The following is a 20,147-nucleotide window of genomic DNA, read 5'->3' as shown; positions in this document are numbered from 1 at the left end:
CGGGCTAGAGAACAAGCCCTGTCTATGTTACAAGCTTCGTTGTCCCCCTGCTAGATATGCGAGAGCAGTGACACTGGCTTCGCAAGTCGCAGACAGTGAAATAAATGTAGTCAGAGAACTGGGGGGAGGAATTGGAGAGTTTCTTGCTGGCGATATTAGAGGTCAGAATTACTCGACATGTATGAGACACCAATTTTATAGCAAAATTATCGATAAAAAATCTGCCCTTAAATCAGATATTGATAAAAAAATTATCGAGGCATTGGCTAATAATCATCAACTCAAAAGTCAAGTGACTAGGACTTGTATGCTTGCTTGTTGTATGCTGAGTAAAAAAACTGATCAAAAAACGATGGAGGCGATCGCACTTTAGGCTATTTTCCTGACCAGCAGGTTGATCTCAGGTGGGCAGTGAATCACACCGATTCACCAACCTTGCTCATGCCCTTGCTAGTCACTGCCCACCCTACAGTTAATCACTTGGTTGATCTCAGGTGGGCAGTGGATCACACCGATTCACCAACCTTGCTCATGGCGTTGCTAGTCACTGCCCACCCTACGGTTAATCACTTGGTTGATCTCAGGTGGGCAGTGGATCACACTGGCATCAGGCGTAGAACTGGCATCTTGTGTAGAACTGGCATCTTGCCAGTTTCCTCCTTATTTTCGGGCGACCAGGATGCCCACTCTACTCGTATTCATTACTTAACTGAGCCAACGGCAAGGATTAATTACTTAAACCTTAAACAAAGTCAATATCACTGAAGTTATACCGATTCTCTGTGATAGCGATGATGTCAAGGTTAAAAGGAGCAATAAATCGAGAAGAGCTGCTGACAACATTGTCTGTTGGCCAAGCTGCAGTACTGATTTGAGCACCAACACCAGTACTCACCTTAGAAAGATCGGGATTATTACCCTTGATTATGTTATCCACAGCATTCTCAACCTGAGCCACATTGGGTTGACTGGTTTTAGCTGCTGCAGCAGCAACACTGCCAAACTTATTAAAGATGAAGCCTTTCTGTAGAGCGATAAAATTCCGTCCAAACACATAGTTGCCTCGTTTGAGTTGGAATTTGTCCTGACCACTTCGGAAATCGTCAATGAAAGCGTAGTCGTTTAACCCAAAGATTCCACCACCTTGATAGTAAACATTTCTGGAATCTCCTAGAACAAACTTATCGCGACCGGAACCTCCAGTCAAGATATCAATCTCCTTTGTTCCTGGTTTAACACTAGACGGATCAACACCAACTAAAGTGTCGTTACCACCAGCACCAGTGATCTCGTCACTTCCTGCACCACCGGTAAGTTGGTTATTTTTATTATCTCCAGTAATCTTGTCATTGAGGGCGGCACCTTTGACATTAACAAAGTTCTCGACAGTGAAATTGAACGTAGAACCGCGAGCAATATTGACCTGCAAACTTTGCTTTTGCAGATTCACGTTAATAGAAGCACCAGAGCCAATAGACGAAGCATCAATGCTATTGGCTTTACCTGGAGTTCCAACAATTTTCTCAATATCGAAAAGCTCATCCCGACCAAAACGGCCTTTGTCAACTATACCCCCAGGTAAAATGGTAATTGCTGTACCCAAAGTAGAGTAATTAACTGTATCTTTACCGGCATCACCAAACAAGAAATCATTACCACTGTCCCCAAATATGGTGTCATTGCCGGAGTCGCCAAACACAAAATCGTTTCCACGACCACCAAACATCCTGTCGTCACCAAAGCCACCAAACATGACATCATGGCCATCATTACCCAAGAGTACGTCGTTACCCCCAAGTCCAAAGATTACATCATCTCCACCGAGACCAAGAACAATATCAGTGGAGCCATTACCCAGCAGAAGGTCACTACCGGGAGTACCGATAACGAAATTAGGGAAGAACAATGGGACAAACGGTCGGCTAATCAGACTAGGCGATGTAGTGGGCTGGATAACAGGCTTTAAGGATGAAATTGGCTGGATAGAAGTGTTTGACGGTAAAGCTGAGAATCCGACACTTACAGATTTTGGTCCACTTGATGAACCTGCGCCCTCTAATGTTGCTAAGAAACTTTGTTGTGTTGAACCTGCTGTATTTACTGCTGCTGATGTTGCGAATGTAGTTCTATCTAAGGCTCCTGATATTCCCAATGACCCTTGTACAGCTGAGTTTTCTGCACCGCTCAAGCTGCCTATAGCATTCAGGGCACTTAAATTAGTCAAACCTGAAGCATTGCTGGACTTGACTTCTGTTACCTGTTTATTTTTAATAGCGTCGGGGAGTCGCTCTAGTATCTTGTTTGCTGATGGTTGGTTTTTCAGGATTGCCTGTTTAACTGTGGCCATAATGTCTTCCTTAGCGATCTATGGTATTTCGATGAAATCCCATGAAGACAACCCTTGTAACGCCAAATTGGCTTTGTGATTGATTTGTAACGCCAAATTGGCACGAAATTTAGTAATTAGTAATAGGTAATTGATACTTGATAATGACCTATTACTAATTACTAAATTAGCAAAAATCTAGCAACTATTTCGGATCTAATTAACCAAACTTGAGATTACACAAAGTGGATATCAGATTGACTATATCCGTCGGAAACGATAGCAATGATATCGAGATTAAAACTAGGAAGTATCCGACTGGACTCGAAGCTATCCCCAGTGATGTCAGCACCGAGACTTGAGCCAGAGTCTTTAATAACGCCTTCAGATAGGTTGTCAACAACGGTTTCAGCTGAAGCAACACTACTCAAATCTTTATAGTAGAAGCCTTTGCGCACAGCAATAAAGTTTCGTCCAAACAGATAGTTGTCTTTGTTGAGTTGGATTTTATCCGTACCGGATTCAAAATCAGTAATTAGAGCGTAGTCATTGAGACCCAAGAATCCTCCCCCTTCATAGTAAGTATTCTTGCTATCTCCGATCACAAACGTATCAGCACCAGCGCCTCCAGTTAAGATATCAAGCTCCTTGACTCCTGGACTCAAACTGTTGGGGTCTACACCTACGATGGTATCTTTGCCACCACCACCAAGAATCTCATCACTCCCTGCGCCACCAGTAAGTTGATTATTTTGTTTGTCACCAACAATGGTATCGTTGCGTCCAGTACCTTTGACATTAACAAAGTTTTCGACACCGAAATTCAGCGTGCCATCACCAACAATATTAACTTGTAAACTTTCCTTTTGCAGATCTACATTCACAGAGGCAGTAGTACCAGCAGAAGAAGCATCGATAGTATTAACCTGACCTGCATCCCCAATGACTTTCTCAACCCCAATCAGCTGATCTTTGCCCAAACCGCTTTTATCAACAATTCCAGTTGGTAAAACAGTAATCCCTCTACCTAGACCAGTGTAATCCACTGTATCTTTTCCAGAGCCACCATCGATGACATCATTACCAGCGCTACCCCTAATGACGTCATTACCCCCACCACCGCTAAGTTTGTTACTTAATTTATTACCAGCAATAGTGTCGTTGAGTCCAGTACCTTTGACATTAATAAAGTTCCGCACAGTGCGGTTTAGAGCCGGACCACCAACAACATTAATTTGTAACTTATCCTGTTGCAAATCAACGTTGATCGAAGCACCACTACCAGCAGAAGAGGCATCAATGGTGTTAGCTTGATTGCGATCGCCAATAATAGTTTCTACTCGGATTAGTTCATCCTTGCCAAGACCATTTTTGTTAACGATTCCCGTGGGTAAAAGGGTAATGGCTCGACCTAAACCAGTATAATCTACGGTATCTCTGCCATCTTGTCCGTTGAGAGTGTCATTGCCTGTACTACCGAGGAAGAGGTTAAATCCAGTTCCCCCAGACAGAAAATCATTACCATTCCCACCATCAAGGGTATCGTTACCGGAACTACCAAATAGAAAGTCTTGACCATTGCCACCAGAGACAAAATCGTTACCAGATCCACCGACAACAACATCATTTCCATCGTCTCCAAACAGAAAGTCATTGCCACCGAGACCAAGAATAATGTCATTGCCCCCGCGACCTAAAATAATATCGTTATAGTTAGTGCCACGCAGAAACTCAGAACTGGGAGTACCGAGAATAAGGTTAAAGGGGTTTGGAAATAGAGATAAACGTTGCGATAATTCATCGGAATAGGACTCGGAAACTATCCCTGAGATCTGTGTTGAGGTGATTTGAATAGTCGTAGTTGACGTTTTACTGCTTTCGAGGTTAGTCATGAGCAGTGATGAGGGAACTTCTTTTAGTTCGTCTAGTTCCTCTTTTGAAATAGTTTTGATATATTCCATGATAGGTCTTAATTAATTGATGAATTTTATAAATAAATTGTTGTCAACAAAAACTCTACAACCTTTGCCGAGAGTAGACTAATTTTCTTATGTTAATGAGGACTATTTTTTTTGTGATGTATCTTTAGTTTCCATCAAAACCAAATCCCAACTCGGTGTGTTGCCAGGTTGGCAAATTTTGACTAATGGTTTGTTTTCTATAGCAGTGATAAATTCAGTAAGGTACTTTTGTCTTGGGTTAATGGGATTCGGGAGTGGCCGATGGAACCATTGAATGTACCTGATAAGTATGATCAGCGCGATACTAATTCTGGAAATTACCGCTACACATCGATTTCATCTAGAAAAAAACCGTTAAACCCTCTCCCCTGCACCCGAAGCTCTCCTGGTGTCAGAACCATGGAATTTAAATGAATACCAGCTTATGTAAGATAGTTTTTAGTGAGATTAAGGGTAACCTGTAACTCAGTCAACTTAATTATGTTAACTTTTAAATAGGACAGTAATGACTAATTTAGGGGAAAACCTTAAAAAAAGACGAGAATCCCTAAATATCACCCAGCGGGAAATCGCTCATGAATTGGGCGTAACTGTTACCACGGTGCAAAATTGGGAAGCGGGCAGGCATATCCCCAAACTGTACCCAAATCAGCTCAAGGTATTGTGTGACCTGCTGAAAGTTACTCTAGATGAATTGGCAAAGTGGGTCACTGATTGAACGGTTGGGATCTAGCTAAAAAAAACGCCCCATATGGGGCGTAACGCTTTCCTATTAACCTGGGACAGTGTCCCAACAGTTAATCAAAAAACTAAAACAGGAGAGGATTATCGGTGTCACCACCTTGCCATTTTATTGGCTACTTGTTACAGCGGCTATGAACCAAACTTTTCGCAAAAAAATCAGAAAAAATTTTTTGGGGCAAAATCTTTAGGGAATAGGGAATAGGGAGTAGGGAGTAGGGAGTAGGGAGTAGGGAATCGGGAGTCGGGAATCGGGAGTCGGGAATCGGGAAACAATTTTATTTAACCGATTACTATGACAACCGGAATCACCGTGTTTTTATATGATTTGTAAACACATGTATTGCAGGAATTGGCTTGCATACAAGAGGTAAAAGGCAAGAGGGAAAAGAGATCCGTAGTGTTATTTGAGAATAAAAAAATACTTCTTAGGTTTACATCTCATTTGTAAACCTAAGAGCGCGATTGGCCGTAGGCCACGCTACGCGATTAGCCCGAAGGGCTACGCTACGCGATCGCGAATACAAAAAAATGCCCATGGGCAGGGCATTTTGTCAGTTGTCACCAAGAAGGTCTGTCTTGTTGCTAATTATGCCCCTAAGCAGCCATTTCTTCCATCATCATTGCCATTTGCTGCTTGGCACGAATGTTTTTCATGTGCTTCTTCACGGTATTGAGGGTTACAAACAGTTCCGCCGCAATCTCTTTGTAAGAGTAATTGACTCGACGCAGTAACCAGACGTCTGCCTCACGGGCAGTTAAGCCATATTTCTGAACTTCAGCTAGGGCTATACTATGAATGGATTGACGTTGGTCTTCGAGGGTAACTAAAATATAAGGCTGCTCAGATATTCTCAGCTTGAGCCATCTAGCCCGAATCCGAAACGTTGTGGAGTTGCTTGTCGTAATCTCTGAATCTATAATTACAGATTGATGGGGATAGAATTCATCACTGTCTTTCAAGGCTTGGCAGACACGCCAGATTTCTTGAGGCACCACCTTAAGATGTTTGTTGTTCGGTGTAAGTTGCTCACAAAGAACACGAGCGGTTTCATTCCGATGAACCAACTCTCCTTGTGTATTCAGAATTAAAACACCGTCAATAAAACCTTCTAGTACTCCTTGCAGTAGACCGTTGTCTAACTGTTGCACCTGAGGAGCGGATTTTTCTAGAGTGTTGGTCAGAGTATACATGGTCTGTTGAGCGACTAACTGAATTTTAAATGTAATGGTGCTTTTGACCCATTAAGAATTAAATTCGCCACGGGTTGCACCGGTTGAATCGCACTTGGCTTAGTTATTTGTTACAGCGCCTGTCAACCAAACTTTTCGCAAAAAAATCGGACAAAAAATTTTTTTGGGCTTTTTTGCGAAAAACCCCCCGATCACTCGTGTAAATAAATACTGGGTGACTTTTGCCATTCCCCAACATTGATGCCTAAGATGTCTAGGGATGGTCAATACTGAGTCCAGTCTTCGGGCTGCCCTTTGTAGCGCTTTTCATGGGGAGTAGAGGTTAGTGCTTAGTTTGAACATCTACCAAAAATTAACCAACTACTAATAACTCACGTGATAAGCGCTATGGATAGACTACGCGATGCGACCTAGGAGCCGCTAAAAGCGATTGACCTTAGGTCACGCTACGCGAACGCATTTACAACAGGGACATTACCGATGAACAATCTAGATCAAATACTCCGCCAGCTGATAGATGAAGCATGTAATCATCCACCATTAAGTCTGGAACGTCGGCAAAAACTGAGCCAGATACATTTATTAGTGATGAAATCCCGCAAGCTTTGGAAAGAATATACCCCATATTATAATGACGCTCTCCAAGAGATGTGGGAATATTGCTGTGGCCATCCTGAACAGTATGACCCCACTATTAAAGGTGTGATTACTTGGCTCGACGATGAACTAAAAAAGCGACTGAGACGATTTCGAGATGCTGGCTATAGGCAACAGAAGCGGCAAATTACTGGCCTAAGCACAGACGAAGGTAAAACTCTTGATCCTGTAGATAGTGTAGCAGCTGCTCCTGATCTACAGCCAGTGATGAAAATATGGCAAAAAACCTTGGATTGGGTTAAAAAAGACCCAGACGGAGTGTTACGTCAGACTTGCTTTAGGAAACGCCCTGAGATTAATGCCCAAGTCCTAATTGAGCGGCGACTCCCTCCTGATCAGCCTTGGAAAACCATTGCAGCAGAATTTCAACTAACTCCGCCAGAAGCTAAAGATTTGCCCAAATTCTATAACCGTAAATGCTTACCCCTGTTGCGAAAATTCGGTGTATGCGAGGGATATATAGAAGAAGAGTCAAAAAATTGTCGCTCTAAAAGCAGCACAAAGCCCCAACCTAGGAAAAAACCATGATACACAACGCCAACATGCTAGCAGATTGGTCAATCCCAATGCCGATTACCCAGTCGGCCTTAGAGATAGCCCAGCAGTTTGCTGACTACCAACCCACCAAGCAAAAGACTGAACAAGTCTATCTCAACACCCTGGCGGTGTGTGCGGTGAATAACTACTTAAGGATCCTGGGTATTCCCACTGACCTAACCACAGGGGATAGCTGGAATTCAGTAGTGCGCTTGGGTGAAAATGTGGCTGACTTGAGGGTAACAGGTTTGGGGCGCTTGGAATGTCGGCCTATCAAACCTGGTGATTTGACTTGTCCCATTCCCCAGGAGGTTAGATTTAACCGGATTGGCTATGTAGTCGTTGAGATTGATCAAGACCATACTGAAGCCACGCTGCTGGGATTTTCCCCAACCTCGGAAACCGGTGAATTAGTGATCCACCAATTGCGTAGCCTACAAGATTTACCAGCCTACCTCGCTCAATTCCAACCTATGACACAACTCACTCAATGGTTGGAGCATATCTTTGAAGCAGGTTGGCAGAGTGTGGAAACCCTTTTAGGTAACCAAGGTGCTCAGCCAGCTTTCGCCTTTAGAACCAAGTCTGATCAGAGCATTAGGCGATGTAAACAGATTGAATGGGGCAAACCTAATCAAGGGGTGGCTCTGGTTGTAGCACTTACCCCAGAATCCGAAACGACCTTGAATGTTCTCCTACAACTCAATCCCATCAATGGTCAAAACTATCTACCCCCCAATCTCCAGTTGCTCTTGCTAGATGAGGAGCAAGAAATGCTGATCAATGCCCAAGCCAGAAACCAGGATCAAAGCATTCAATTGGATTTTAGTTGCGAAGTCGGAGACCGTTTCAGTGTCAAAGTTGCTCTGGATAATGCCAGTGTGATCGAAGAATTTGTGATCTGAATTCCCCAAATCCGCTGTTCCCTATTTCATACGCGCTATAACTGAGAATAACATCAGACAAAATACTGATTTTTGACGGTTGACTGTCAACCGTCAACCGTCAACCTTTAAAAAACTAAGCCAATGGCAAAGCTAGTAACTCTTAAGCTGGATGGGGATTTTGAGGAAGGTTTTCGGGTCACTCTGCAAATTGGCTCAGAAGGCGAACGTCCCGAAACAGAACTTACTGGCAGATTGCCTGCAGCCCCCAATCTAGTCAGCCACTATCATGAATGGCGGTCAAACTATCGCAGTCTGGGCAGCTCTTTACGAGCAATTAAAATTAAACGAGTGGCAATCGGTGGTTCCATCGAAAAGCATAGTCAGGGATTATGCGATCGCTTAAATCGCTGGCTCAAGTCAGAGTTATTTAGTCCACTGCGGGAAAAGTGGCTAGAGAAAGTGGGCACTACAGAAGAAATCCGGGTGCTAATTCGTACGAAAAACCCCCAGCTCAGGCAGCTTCCTTGGCATCAGTGGGAATTTTTAGAGCGTTACCAGCAAGCAGAAATTGCCCTAAGTACTCCAGAGTATCAACAACCAAGCAAATCGCACCAAAGCCGTGATCGACACAAGGTTAGAATTCTAGCGATTCTGGGCAATAGCGAAGGAATTAATATCCAACAAGACCGACAATTACTAGAGAATTTACCCTTTGCAGAGGTTACCTTCCTCGTAGAAGAACCACGGCAGAAGCTCAACGAAGCCCTGTGGGAGCAACCTTGGGATATTTTGTTTTTCGCAGGCCATAGTGAAACCGAGGCAGGAAGGGGTCGGATTCATATCAATCAGACCGATAGCTTAAGCATTGACGAACTCAGAGAAGCCCTCAAAAAAGCCATAGAAAGGGGGTTGTCCCTAGCAATTTTTAATTCCTGTGATGGCTTAGGATTAGCCAATGAGCTACAACAGCTGCACATTCCGCACATGATTATTATGCGGGAGCCGGTACCGGATCTTGTAGCACAGCAGTTTTTACAATATTTTATCAAAGCCTTTGCTAGTGGTAAGTCCTTGTATCTAGCAGTGCAAGAAGCCCGGAAAAAACTGCAAGGTTTGGAAGATCAATGTCCCTGTGCCAGTTGGTTGCCAGTGATTTGTCAAAATCCCGCCGCCATACCCCCAACTTGGCAACAGTTGCGTGGCCATCACCAGCGCCACCTGCTCCAATCAGCCCTGATCGTAACTGTGGTGGTTACCATTTTAGTTATGGTAATCCGGCAGCTGGGAATGCTTCAGCTTTGGGAACTAAAGGCATTTGACCAACTGATGCGGCTGCGACCTAATCCAGGGGTAGACTCCCGTTTGCTAGTGGTTGAAGCCACAGATGCTGAGATCAACCGCTATGGGTATCCACTCCCAGATCAAACCCTAGTTCAAGTCCTAGACAAGCTAGAGTCTGATCAACCGCGAGTGATTGGCTTAGACATCTTTCGGGAACGTCCTAGAGAACCTGGTCATCAGGCATTGAGCCGTCAGTTACAGCAAAATCAGAAATTCATTGCCCTTTGTAAAGCTAGGGTAGCTAACAACCCCGAAAACTCAGGCATCAAACCTCCCTCTGGGGTGCCAGAATCCCGCCTTGGTTTTAGCAATATCATGCCTGACCCTGATGGCATTACCCGTAGCCATCTTGTATTTATGCATCCCTACCACGATGACCCCTGTGCCACCAACCACTCCTTCAGTGCTAGGGTCGCATTGCATTACTTAGCCCAAGAGGGAATCGAACCACAAGACATTGTTATCAATAAAAACATTCCTGTCAAAAAAATACGCTTGGGTAAGACTGTCTTAACAGAGTTGTCAGCTAATGCTGGGGGTTACCACAATCGTGATGATCGGGGGTTCCAGGTGTTACTCAATTACCGGGAAACTGTCGCTCGACAAGTCACTGTCACACAGCTGCTAGAGGGTAAGGTCAAACCAGAGTTGGTCAAAGACAAAATAGTTCTGATCGGAATAACTGCAAAGATTGCCAAGGATTACCATTTTACCCCCTACAGTGCCCTGAAGTGGCCCTACCAAGAAATGCCAGGGGTAATTATTCAGGCTCAGATGGTCAGTCAGATGATCAGTGCTGCCTTCGGTGAGCGTCCATTATTATCAGTGTGGTCGGTCTGGGGAGACCTGTTCTGGGTTTGGGGTTGGTCAATCATTGGTGGTACCATTGCCTGGCGCTGTGGTCGAATACTGTATTGGGGAGTCGCTACCATCACAGCCACAGGGGTTTTATATCTCCTATGCTTTGGTCTATTTACTCTAGGAGTATGGGTACCGCTGGTGCCATCAGCCTTAGCATTGGTAGCCACTAGCGGAATTGTAGTGGTTTACCGCAAACCACTTGGAGCAATCACTCCGTTAGCTCTCGGACGAATTCTCTAGTATTTCCATTTGAGTTGGAAACAAGAATTACAGTTTTTGACCTGACTAAAAATCCCTATATACCTGATTAGCTATTGCTTTTAGCTTTTAGCTTTTTGCCTTTTCCTAAGGGGAATCGTTCACAACTCCAATGGAAATACTATAAAAATGTACTCAGGGGGTGACAAGCTAATTGAAAATCTTACAGGGGTTAGGTTAATGGGGTTAGGTGAAGCGTGAAGATTGTCCTTGCGGGATGGATTAATTAAAACTATCATTGACGAAGTATGCGTGAAAATTGCTTCAACTGCTGGGAAATACAACAACACGAGTCGCGCTCATTTTCCCCAATACCTAATACCTAATACCTAATACCTAATACCAACACCTGCCTAGGTTTGAGCTTTGTTGTTACCCCGTGAGCTCTTCAACACTTCTGGTATTAGGAATTAGCTACAACAAAAGCAGCCGTATTGGAGAGGGAGGATGTCACTTATGGAGAGCATTTGTACTAAAGCTATTGCCCGCTCATGGGTTTTAGCTTGCTCTGATACTAGATAGTTCAGTAGATAGTTCAGTAGATAGTTCATATGTTCTACAATTTTGCTTTGCTCCCTATTAGAGAATTATCCGGATCTAATCTCAAATACCAAGAACACTAGAATAGCTAAGCAAATTTTGCTTCAAAAAAAATTTTTTCTGATCATCTGCGAAAAGTTGGCTTGAGAGGCGCTGTAACAAGTATCAATGAAAAAACGCCGCCTGGGTCGGTGTTTAGCCAAGTTCTACAACAGGTGTATTCTCTCATGAAAAATTTGCTAAACCAGCTTTGGACAACAGTAATTTCCTTCACTCTCAACATAAGACAGCGCTTGCAACAATTTGCAGCAACAATCATGAAGGGATTCGAGCAAGCAAATAATAAAAATCCTCAACCAACTGACCAGCAATCATCATCCGAAGAATCCCAACAACTATCACAATCATCACAACTACTGATAGTAATGAATTACACACCACCGAATGATGGAAAGGGGCCTGTTGGTGACAGCAAAAATGGCGGATCACTCTGGAAATTGTACCAGCTAATCCATGAAAATCCCGAGTTTAGTAACCCAGAACTGTTACCAATATCAGCATCAAAACAACTACAACTATCACAACTACAGATGCTAAATGCTTTCACCCCACCGAATGATGGCAAGGGACCAGTCGGTGACAGCAAAGATGGAGGTAGTTCCTTCATGAATGTGAATACATTAAACAATTACAATCCACCGAATGATGGCAAGGGACCTGTTGGTGACAGCAAAGATGGAGGTAGTTCCTTCATGAATGTGAATACATTAAACAATTACAATCCACCGAAAGATGGCAAGGGACCAGTCGGTGACAGCAAAGATGGAGGTAGTTCCTTCATGAGTATGAATAGATTAAACAATTACAATCCACCGAATGATGGCAAGGGACCTGTTGGTGACAGCAAAGATGCAGGTAGTTCCTTCCGCAGATAGTAGCTAGTTAGTTAAAGTATTTCAGTTTTATATTCATTACGGTGCTTTTTTCCTGGCTTTTAGAAAATCGGGAGTAGCGACTACATCGCTACTCCCGATTCTCGATTCCCGATTCTCGATTCCCGATTACCTATTCAACACTTCTGGGAAAAAACCAGCTTCCAAAACCTGATCCTGACCAAAAGAACACTGAGAAGGAAAAGTACTCAACTTAATCCCAGTTTCCTGAGCTGCCTTAATCCGAGCCTTCTGATAACATTGCTCAAAGACCTCTGGCAAAAACGCTCTCAAACTAGGACTATCCTCCAGCAGTTCTTCCAAAGCGATACGGTGTTCAGTAATAGTATTAATCCAACTATCGCTCCTTTTCCCTGGTTGATACATCCACTTAAGTAAATGCATCAGCAACACAATCAAGCGACTTTTTAACTCGCGCTTTTCCCGTTTACCCATGCTTTCGATTTCTTCAATCAGATTCGCTACATCAACTTGGGTAAACTCACCCTGTCGTAACTGTTGCGCAGTTGCCTCGGTCCACAAGTAAAAGTCTTGCTGATAAAGGTTGTGGGCTGTTGTCATCGCTCATTTCCCCAATTAATTGATGCGCTTCGTGTTGAGACTCCCCGCTCTGACCTAGACGGGGATTTTGACTTGTTTGGCCATCCCAATTCTTAAGCATCTACAGAATAATTTCATCTCCCCACCCTCCCCACACTTCCCACACTTCCCACACTTCCCACACTTGACACACTTCCCTACCTCCCTATCTCCCCACACTTCCCACCTACATTGATGATCCTAATTTAAACTATAGGGATTAATTTACCTGCCCTGTTGCACAAAACCCTATTGTATAATATAAACTATAAATAGTCAAATAAATTTAGGTAAACCATTGCTACAAGACAACCGGAGAAGGTAATGTCCCTAGGAAAAAAACTACGAGAACGCCGTGAAAGTCTAGGTTTAACCCGCATACAAGTTGCTAGAGCCTGTGATGTGGTAGAGTCTACAGTGATTAACTGGGAGGCGGATCGCCATAAGCCTAAGCTCTATCCAGAACAGACCAAAGCCTTGTGTGATATCTTAGACTTCAAAATTGAGGATCTGATCCACCAGTAACATCTAAGGTTATACCCAAAGCACAGGATGGCATTGTGCGATCATTTCATAATCATCTATAGTGCTGCGGATAGCAATAACTATATCAATTATTCTGCCGTCGCCACCAAGCACGGACTAGTTGAATGTCTTCGTAGGAGTAACGTTCTCCTAAATATTCCCGTACTTTTTTCAGATACTGATCACCCACTTTCTCAATGGCTGTAATAATTGGCTCATGGTGTTCCAATGGTACCAGTCGTTTTAAATCCACTGGCTGATTCATTTCAATTAATTGGCTCAAATGATCTATTATAGTCCTGGTAGTATACCCTCGTTGTTGAGCAATTTCGTCTACACTTAACCCTTGTTGATAGAATTGCAGCGTTTTCATATAGGTACTGGAGGGCAGGGGTTCTGGTAGTTTTTGCTCTTGACAAAATGCCCGAATTTCTGAAACAAATTGCTCGCCATACTGGGTAACTTTATACTGAGTCACACCAGAAAGTTTCCCAAAGTGCTCTAAGGTTTTGGGTTTCAGCTGTGCCATTAGTTTCAGTGTCGAATCGGCAAACACTACATAGGGTGGAATCGATTGGCGGTCAGCTAGCTGTTTCCTTAGTTTCCGCAGTTTATCTAGCAGAAGCTCCGCTTCAGCTGCTCTGGGGTTAATTTCCCCTAAGGCTTTTTCTACAGATGACTGGGGAATGGGAACATAAACAGAACGTTGCTTGCGCAGAATTTCCCAACTTAGTTTATTGAGCTTCAGCACAGAGTAGCCATCGGTGGTTTGGTCTACCAATCCCTGGTGCAAAAGCGATCGCACTAGAATTTTCCAAGCCTCTGCAGTTTTATCCTTACCAATACCATAAGTAGAGAGTAAGTGATGGCCATATTGCTCAATTTTTTTACTTTTTGAGCCCCGCAACACTTGAATAATGTGGTTCATGCCAAACCGTTCGCGACACCGGGCTACACAAGAGAGGAATTTTTGAGCTTCAATCGTCCAATCTTCTACTGGCTTAGGATAGCAACAGTTATCACATTTATCACAATTCCCTGGAAACCGCTCACCAAAGTAGCCGAGCAAAATCCGGCGGCGACAATCTGTGCCTTCTGCGTAGTCAACTATCTGATTTAACTGTTGATAGGCAATCCGTTGTTCCTTAGGATCGGGCTTTTGATCAATGAGATAATGAAGTTTTGAGATATCACTAGCGCTGAATAAAACCGTACATGTTGCTGGTTCCCCATCCCGTCCTGCTCGTCCCGATTCCTGGTAATAACTTTCCAGGTTACGGGGTAAATCGTAGTGAATCACAAACCGTACATCGGGCTTATTAATTCCCATGCCAAAGGCTACGGTAGCTACGATTATCCGCACATCATCCCGGATAAACCGATTTTGATTGGTTGCCCTAGCCTTATCCGTCATTCCGCCATGGTAAGGTAGGGCAGAAATGCCATCATTCTGTAACCGGAAAGCCACTTCGTCTACGGAACGGCGGCTGGTACAGTAGACAATACCAGAACCTTGGTGAGAACGGATCTGTTGTAATAACTGTTTATAGCTTTGCCGTTGTTTTGGTTGAACGTCGTAGTAAAGATTAGGACGGTTGAAACTAGCGATGTGAACCTTAGGTTGTCGTAATTCCAGTTGTTGGATAATGTCCTGTTGGACTCGATTAGTAGCAGTAGCGGTCAGCGCCAGCACTGAGCTATTAGGATAGCGGTTACGTAATAGTTTTAGTTGCCGATATTCTGGGCGGAAATCATGCCCCCATTGTGAGACGCAGTGAGCTTCATCAATGGCAAAGGTGGGAATACCGATTTGCGATCGCACTCTATCCAAAAATGGGATAAACTGTTCCGCTAGTAACCGTTCTGGTGATACGTAGAGTAATTTTATCTGACCCTGAAGGATGGCCGCTTCACGCGATCGCATTTGTTTGAAGCTCAACGTACTATTGATAAACGTAGCCCCAATGCCATTATCTTCCAAAGACGTCACTTGGTCTTGCATCAAGGAAATCAGAGGAGATACCACCACCGTTAAGCCCGGTTTCAGTAGCGCTGGCAGTTGATAGCACAAGGATTTACCACCGCCAGTGGGCATGATAATCAGTAAATCTTGATTTTGCAGCGCCTCTTCAATAATCTGTCGCTGTCCTGGACGGAAACAGTCGTGACCAAAGAAATGTTTAAGGGCATGTTCCAGGGATGGCGACTGTTCCATGGTCGTGAGGGGATTGCGATCGCTTCAGTGTTGGGGATATGATTAATAGCCTTAAAAACTATAACATAGAGCGCTATTCTCTATTCCTCACCTACAACTAAATCCCACAGGGCATCAATACCTCTGCCCACATAGTCTGAATCTTGGTGTTGTTCAATCCATTCAATCACAGCAGGGAGAATATGATTGGATGTTTTGCCCAATTTGCCCAAGGCTTCGGCTGCTCTCCAACGCACCTCAAAATCCTTATCCTCAAGCGTTGCTAGGACGGCGTTTATTACGGTTTCTGAGCTGTTTCCCAATTTGCCCAAGGCATTGACTGCTCTCCAACGCACAAAAGACTGATCATCCTGAAGGCTTGCTAGAAGAGCACGGATTACGGTTTCTGAGCTGTTGCTCAAATAGCCGAAGGCTGAGGTTGCCTCCCCACGCACATGAGAATCGTGATCCTCAATCAGAGCTAGGAGGGCATTGACCACAGTTTCTGAGCTATTGCCCAATTGGCCCAAGGCAAAGGCTGCCCACCCACGCACAAAAGACTGATCATCCATTAGCCTTTTTAAGAGGGCGTTTATTACAGATTCTGAGCTATTGCCCAATTGGCCCAAAGCATAGGCTGCTTCCCCACGCACAACATAATCATCATCCTGAAGCCTGATTAGCAGGGTGCTGACTACAGATTCTGAGCTATTGCCCAATTGACCCAAGGCTAAGGCTGCCCCCCTACACATACAAGACTGATCATCCATTAGCCTTGCTATGAGGGCGCTGGCTACAGTTTCCGAGCTATGGCCCAAATTCCCCAAGGCTATGGCTGCCCTGTCACGCACACCAGCATCAGGATCCTGAAACCTTGCTATGAGGGCGCTGACTACAGTTTCCGAGCTGTTGTCCAATCTGCTTAAAGCAAAGGCTGCCTCCCCACGCACAAAAGACTGATCATCCTTTAGCCGTGCGATGAGGGCGTTTATTACAGATTCTGAGCTATTGCCCAATTGGCCCAAGGCTAAGGCTGCTTCTCTACGCACATCATAATTGTCATCTTTTAGCTGTGCTAGCAATATTGTAATTACCTGATCCTTTTCCCCTAACTCAGCTCGATAGTTCAGCAATCGGCACTCATCAATTCGATTCCATTGCTCTTTCAAAAATTCCAATACCTGTGACTCAAAATCCGTTTCATACAAACTACAAATTATCTGAAAAATCTGCTTGCGAATCTTCTCACCAACCCGCTCTTTACTACTGACTTCTAACTCAACCAACCGCTCCAAAATTTCTTGCACCAACCCACCATCAGCACCACGCAAATTTTTCGGGTCTTCTGTCAAACAATTACCAGCAAACAACAAATCCCGATGCAACCACTGCTCGTAGTTACTATTATTAGTCAAAACTGCCCGAATCGCCCTCGCTGCCTTTTTCGGTTTTTGTTGTGCTATCAGCAATAGTAACACCTCGCGCCAGTGGGAGTCATGCAAATGCTCCCGAATCTGACTCAAAACAATCTCAAAATCCCCCTCATTATCCGCCTGATAGTCAATCTCTTCAGCACACAAATATTCTTGAAACGTTTTATGGACAAACCCATAACAATTTTGCCCTTGCTCATTCAATAAACCCGTGCGATCGCGAATCAAGGTTAAAAATGCTTCTGCTTCTTCTTCAGCTTGGTATAACTGCACCTGCTTCAAGGTTTTAATCTGCTGACTCAACTGATCAATCAAATCATCCCGGTCTATGAAAGTACCACTGTCGTTATTCTCAACATTTCCCTGAGTATGAATCCAATAAGCCAACAATTCCATCAATCGGCGCAAATCATATAAATCTAGATACTTAAATAGTCTCTGACTGCTGATTTCTTTGTTAGCATCCCAAGAGGTTAACAACGTCTTGACGGCGCAATTATAAAGCTCAAACCGTTCTTTCGGCAATACCGCTTGATACCGATGAATTAATGCAATGATTGTCAACAATAACGGATTTCGTGCCAATAGCTTAATCCGGTCATGATCATCTAGCGCCTTTCGTAAACTCTGCTTGCGCCTTTCAGCTTCGGCTTGGTCTTGAAACCTGCTGTTATACCAGTTTTCAATAAAATTTGAAATCTTCTGGTCATCAAACGGTTCAATTTGATAGTGGGGAAATTCCTCAGTGTGGAAAAAGTCGCGCCGATAGCCAGCAGGTCTAGATGTAATAATAGCGCGATTTCTGTCAAACTGTCCCAAAAAATTCTCGATGCGCCTGACTACATCATTCCGTTTAGCGTCTTCTGCGACTTCATCCAAACCATCTAGCAATATCAACGCCCTCCCATCAGATAACCAATGCTCAAAAAATCCCACTGGTAACGGTTTCACTGACATCGTGTTTTCAGCAAATACCCGAGCATAGTCGATCAGGCTTTTATCGAGATTTATCGCAAAATCTCGCATCCTAATTAAAATCGGTAGCCAGTCCGTATCAGCATCTAATCCTAAAATATCAGGCTTTTGCTGAGCCAACATTACTGCAAAATAACTCATCAAGGTTGTTTTTCCCGAGCCTGGCGCACCCAATATCACCACTCGTCTAGACTGACTTTGGCTCAATAACTGCTCCGCCAAGAATTTGCGGCCAGTTGTCTTTGCTAATAGTGCTGTTTCTGAGATTTCCCCACTACCGGCTGCTAACCAATCCCGTTCCCAAGCCCCAGCAGTTGATACATCTTCCACCACATCTGGCATTACAAAAATTTGCGCTAACTTCTCGGATTTTTCTACTTCTTGCCCAGGCACAGCAATGCCAGCAAATTTAACATCATCAAACCAGTTAGCTAACTGCTCACAATAATCCTGTTTAGCTACCTGAAATTTTAGATAAGTATCCGTCTGCTGAAAATAAGCATTAATAAATTTCTCTATCCAAGGTTTAATACTATCTTGATTCAGTTTAATGTTATGCCCTTCAGCTTGCTGTTGAAATACCGTGCTTAAAATCTCGCGTTCAGGCTTCCCTTGATTAAGTAACGGTTTTTGTAATTCCGCCAAAACAGCCGAATTAGTAAAATAATCCCCCAAAAACCGATTAACTCCATTCCAGCCATCCGGTCTAGCCTGAAAAAATAACCGCTGGCTCGGATCCCGTTGTTTTTCCCATTCCTTAACTGCCGCTTCTCCCGCTTTAATTGCCTTGTCTACATCGCTTTTACTCAGAGCTTGACTTAAGCTATCCCATCCTTGTCCCGAAACAATCTCTAACAACGATTCCCCTATTTTCGGGATTGCCCAACCGGCTAATACTGACAAGGGTTCTATCATTGATCTCTAGTTATCGTTAATTACATTAATTATAGCAATTTAGGTAATCGGTAATCGGTAATCGGTAATCGGTAATCGGTAATCGGTAATCGGGTGTTTTGCGTGGGTTTTGATCCCCCTAAATCCCCCTTAATAAGGGGGACTTTTCAGATAGATTTCCGGGCTCCCCTTAGGAAGCAGTGAGTAGGGAGCAGGGAGTAGGGAGTAGGGTTTTTGCGTGGGTTTGGATCCCCCTAAATCCCCCTTAATAAGGGGGACTTTTCAGATAGATTTCCGGGCTCCCCCCTTAGCTAAGGGGGGCTGGGGGGGATCAATCTAGTAAATGGGATAGAAAGTTCGATGCTCTGAAAAATCCGCTACGCTAACGCATAAATATTCTATCAAATTAAATGCTATTCCAGAATTAAACTCTAAACTACTCTAAACTTAAATTCTATCCCAGTATTACGGTATTTATTTAATCAAATCGATAATAAAAACTAAGCAAAAAGTGATCCTATGGCAGATATATATAGCTTTCAATCTAAAAATATAATCGAAGATAACGCTACGCGATCGCTTTTTTTTAAATAACCCTAAAAATATAAAAAAATAATTACAAAAAAAATGAAAATTATTTGACAAAAACAAAATTTAATTATAACATAAAAATGTCCCAAAAAAACAACAATTAAAAACATTATGGACATCGAAAACTTTCTCCCAACGTTCGAGTATAATCCCAACAATCCTAATCTCCCTGAATTATCTGGCCAAGCCCAGCCAGGACGGGAGCAAATCAAACATATATTGATCGGTTCTCCCAAAACCGTGCGGGTCACAATCTATAATCTTTATAGCCGTGGCTACGCACAAGTTCATGAGTGGAGCACTCCTCAACCTATCGGAAATTCTGGTGAGGTGATCAGTATTTTGAGTCGATATCTGTTAGTAGATTAAGATAGCAACTTGCCAGGGATGCCAATCCCTGGCAATAGGGAAAAACTCAGGAGAAAGTACGAAGTCCAAAGTTTAAAACCTAAGTTGGTATGTTGTTGATTTGGTGAACACATAGTCAAGGACCCTAGGGCTCTTGACAATTGCAAAAAATAATTCGGTCAAGGATTGGAATTAACCAGAACTTGACCGAATTTTTTTTGTTGAGGGAAGAGGGAACAGGGAACAGGGAATCGGGAATCGGGAATCGGGAATCGGGAATCGGGGGGAAGATGTTGCGTAGGGTGTGTTAGGGGCGGGCTTGCCCTCATGTTCAACCTCTTCGCCCCTGAAA

General features: G+C 43.6%; 15 protein-coding genes. 9 read left to right on the top strand and 6 right to left on the bottom strand.

Going from position 1 to position 20,147, the window contains the following annotated elements; genetic code table 11:
- Both AC4II3_RS21150 and AC4II3_RS21145 read left to right on the top strand, forming a co-directional pair.
- On the top strand, positions 1-373 hold a 373-nt coding region (locus AC4II3_RS21150), incomplete at its 5' end, for a hypothetical protein (protein WP_488017033.1).
- 38 nt (positions 374-411) lie between these two features.
- Complete coding sequence (locus tag AC4II3_RS21145) at positions 412-765, top strand: hypothetical protein (RefSeq protein ID WP_488017035.1); 354 nt, start codon at positions 412-414, stop codon at positions 763-765.
- On the opposite strand, the gene AC4II3_RS21140 is transcribed toward AC4II3_RS21145, so the two are convergent.
- Positions 743-2,347 (bottom strand): calcium-binding protein, encoded by a 1,605-nt coding sequence (locus tag AC4II3_RS21140; protein ID WP_488017037.1) that lies wholly within the window; start codon positions 2,345-2,347, stop codon positions 743-745. The two genes, AC4II3_RS21145 and AC4II3_RS21140, sit on opposite strands and share 23 nt — an antisense overlap.
- 215 nt (positions 2,348-2,562) lie before the next feature.
- Positions 2,563-4,287: a calcium-binding protein gene (locus AC4II3_RS21135; RefSeq protein ID WP_488029372.1), complete on the bottom strand. Its 1,725-nt coding sequence runs from the start codon at positions 4,285-4,287 to the stop codon at positions 2,563-2,565.
- A 505-nt stretch (positions 4,288-4,792) separates the two neighbouring features.
- On the opposite strand from AC4II3_RS21135, the gene AC4II3_RS21130 reads away from it, so the two are divergent.
- The gene (locus AC4II3_RS21130) at positions 4,793-5,005 is read left to right on the top strand and encodes a helix-turn-helix domain-containing protein (protein ID WP_070391614.1); all 213 of its coding nucleotides are present in this window, start codon (positions 4,793-4,795) and stop codon (positions 5,003-5,005) included.
- Positions 5,006-5,625: 620 nt separating this feature from the next.
- Here AC4II3_RS21130 and AC4II3_RS21125 read toward each other — a convergent pair.
- Entirely contained in the window at positions 5,626-6,222 is a 597-nt protein-coding gene (locus tag AC4II3_RS21125; protein WP_488014883.1) for a helix-turn-helix transcriptional regulator, read from the bottom strand.
- Between the two features lie 480 nt (positions 6,223-6,702).
- On the opposite strand from AC4II3_RS21125, the gene AC4II3_RS21120 reads away from it, so the two are divergent.
- The 4 genes from AC4II3_RS21120 (at position 6,703) to AC4II3_RS21105 (ending at position 12,238) form a co-directional block, all read left to right on the top strand.
- A complete protein-coding gene (locus AC4II3_RS21120; RefSeq protein ID WP_488014885.1) occupies positions 6,703-7,407 on the top strand; it encodes a sigma-70 family RNA polymerase sigma factor in 705 nt (234 codons plus the stop codon).
- On the top strand, positions 7,404-8,321 hold the full coding sequence (locus AC4II3_RS21115; protein ID WP_488014887.1) for a DUF1822 family protein: 918 nt from the start codon (positions 7,404-7,406) through the stop codon (positions 8,319-8,321). Before AC4II3_RS21120 ends, AC4II3_RS21115 begins: the two co-directional genes overlap by 4 nt.
- Positions 8,322-8,444: 123 nt before the next feature.
- Positions 8,445-10,745, top strand: a complete 2,301-nt coding sequence (locus AC4II3_RS21110; protein ID WP_488014889.1) for a CHASE2 domain-containing protein — start codon at positions 8,445-8,447, stop codon at positions 10,743-10,745.
- Positions 10,746-11,530: 785 nt separating this feature from the next.
- On the top strand, positions 11,531-12,238 hold the full coding sequence (locus AC4II3_RS21105; RefSeq protein WP_488029373.1) for a hypothetical protein: 708 nt from the start codon (positions 11,531-11,533) through the stop codon (positions 12,236-12,238).
- 126 nt (positions 12,239-12,364) lie between these two features.
- Here the strand turns inward: AC4II3_RS21105 and AC4II3_RS21100 are convergent, their stop codons facing one another.
- Positions 12,365-12,817 (bottom strand): DUF29 domain-containing protein, encoded by a 453-nt coding sequence (locus AC4II3_RS21100; protein ID WP_488015690.1) that lies wholly within the window; start codon positions 12,815-12,817, stop codon positions 12,365-12,367.
- A 342-nt stretch (positions 12,818-13,159) separates the two neighbouring features.
- Between AC4II3_RS21100 and AC4II3_RS21095 the strand changes: the two genes are divergently transcribed.
- Positions 13,160-13,360 carry a helix-turn-helix transcriptional regulator gene (locus AC4II3_RS21095; protein ID WP_293077899.1) on the top strand — a complete coding sequence of 67 codons (201 nt, stop codon included), beginning with the start codon at positions 13,160-13,162 and terminating at the stop codon, positions 13,358-13,360.
- 85 nt (positions 13,361-13,445) lie between these two features.
- Here the strand turns inward: AC4II3_RS21095 and recQ are convergent, their stop codons facing one another.
- Together recQ and AC4II3_RS21085 are read right to left on the bottom strand one after the other, a co-directional pair.
- Complete coding sequence (gene recQ / locus AC4II3_RS21090; RefSeq protein ID WP_488015692.1) at positions 13,446-15,575, bottom strand: DNA helicase RecQ; 2,130 nt, start codon at positions 15,573-15,575, stop codon at positions 13,446-13,448.
- Positions 15,576-15,655: 80 nt separating this feature from the next.
- Positions 15,656-18,877 carry an NACHT domain-containing protein gene (locus AC4II3_RS21085; RefSeq protein ID WP_488015694.1) on the bottom strand — a complete coding sequence of 1,074 codons (3,222 nt, stop codon included), beginning with the start codon at positions 18,875-18,877 and terminating at the stop codon, positions 15,656-15,658.
- A 681-nt stretch (positions 18,878-19,558) separates the two neighbouring features.
- Here AC4II3_RS21085 and AC4II3_RS21080 point away from each other — a divergent pair.
- Positions 19,559-19,816 carry a hypothetical protein gene (locus AC4II3_RS21080; protein WP_488017487.1) on the top strand — a complete coding sequence of 86 codons (258 nt, stop codon included), beginning with the start codon at positions 19,559-19,561 and terminating at the stop codon, positions 19,814-19,816.
- Positions 19,817-20,147 lie beyond the last annotated feature (331 nt).

This window comes from Moorena sp. (assembly GCF_982860115.1).
The sequence above is the reverse complement of the archived record's forward strand: the minus strand, read 5'-3'. Positions and strand labels throughout refer to the sequence as shown.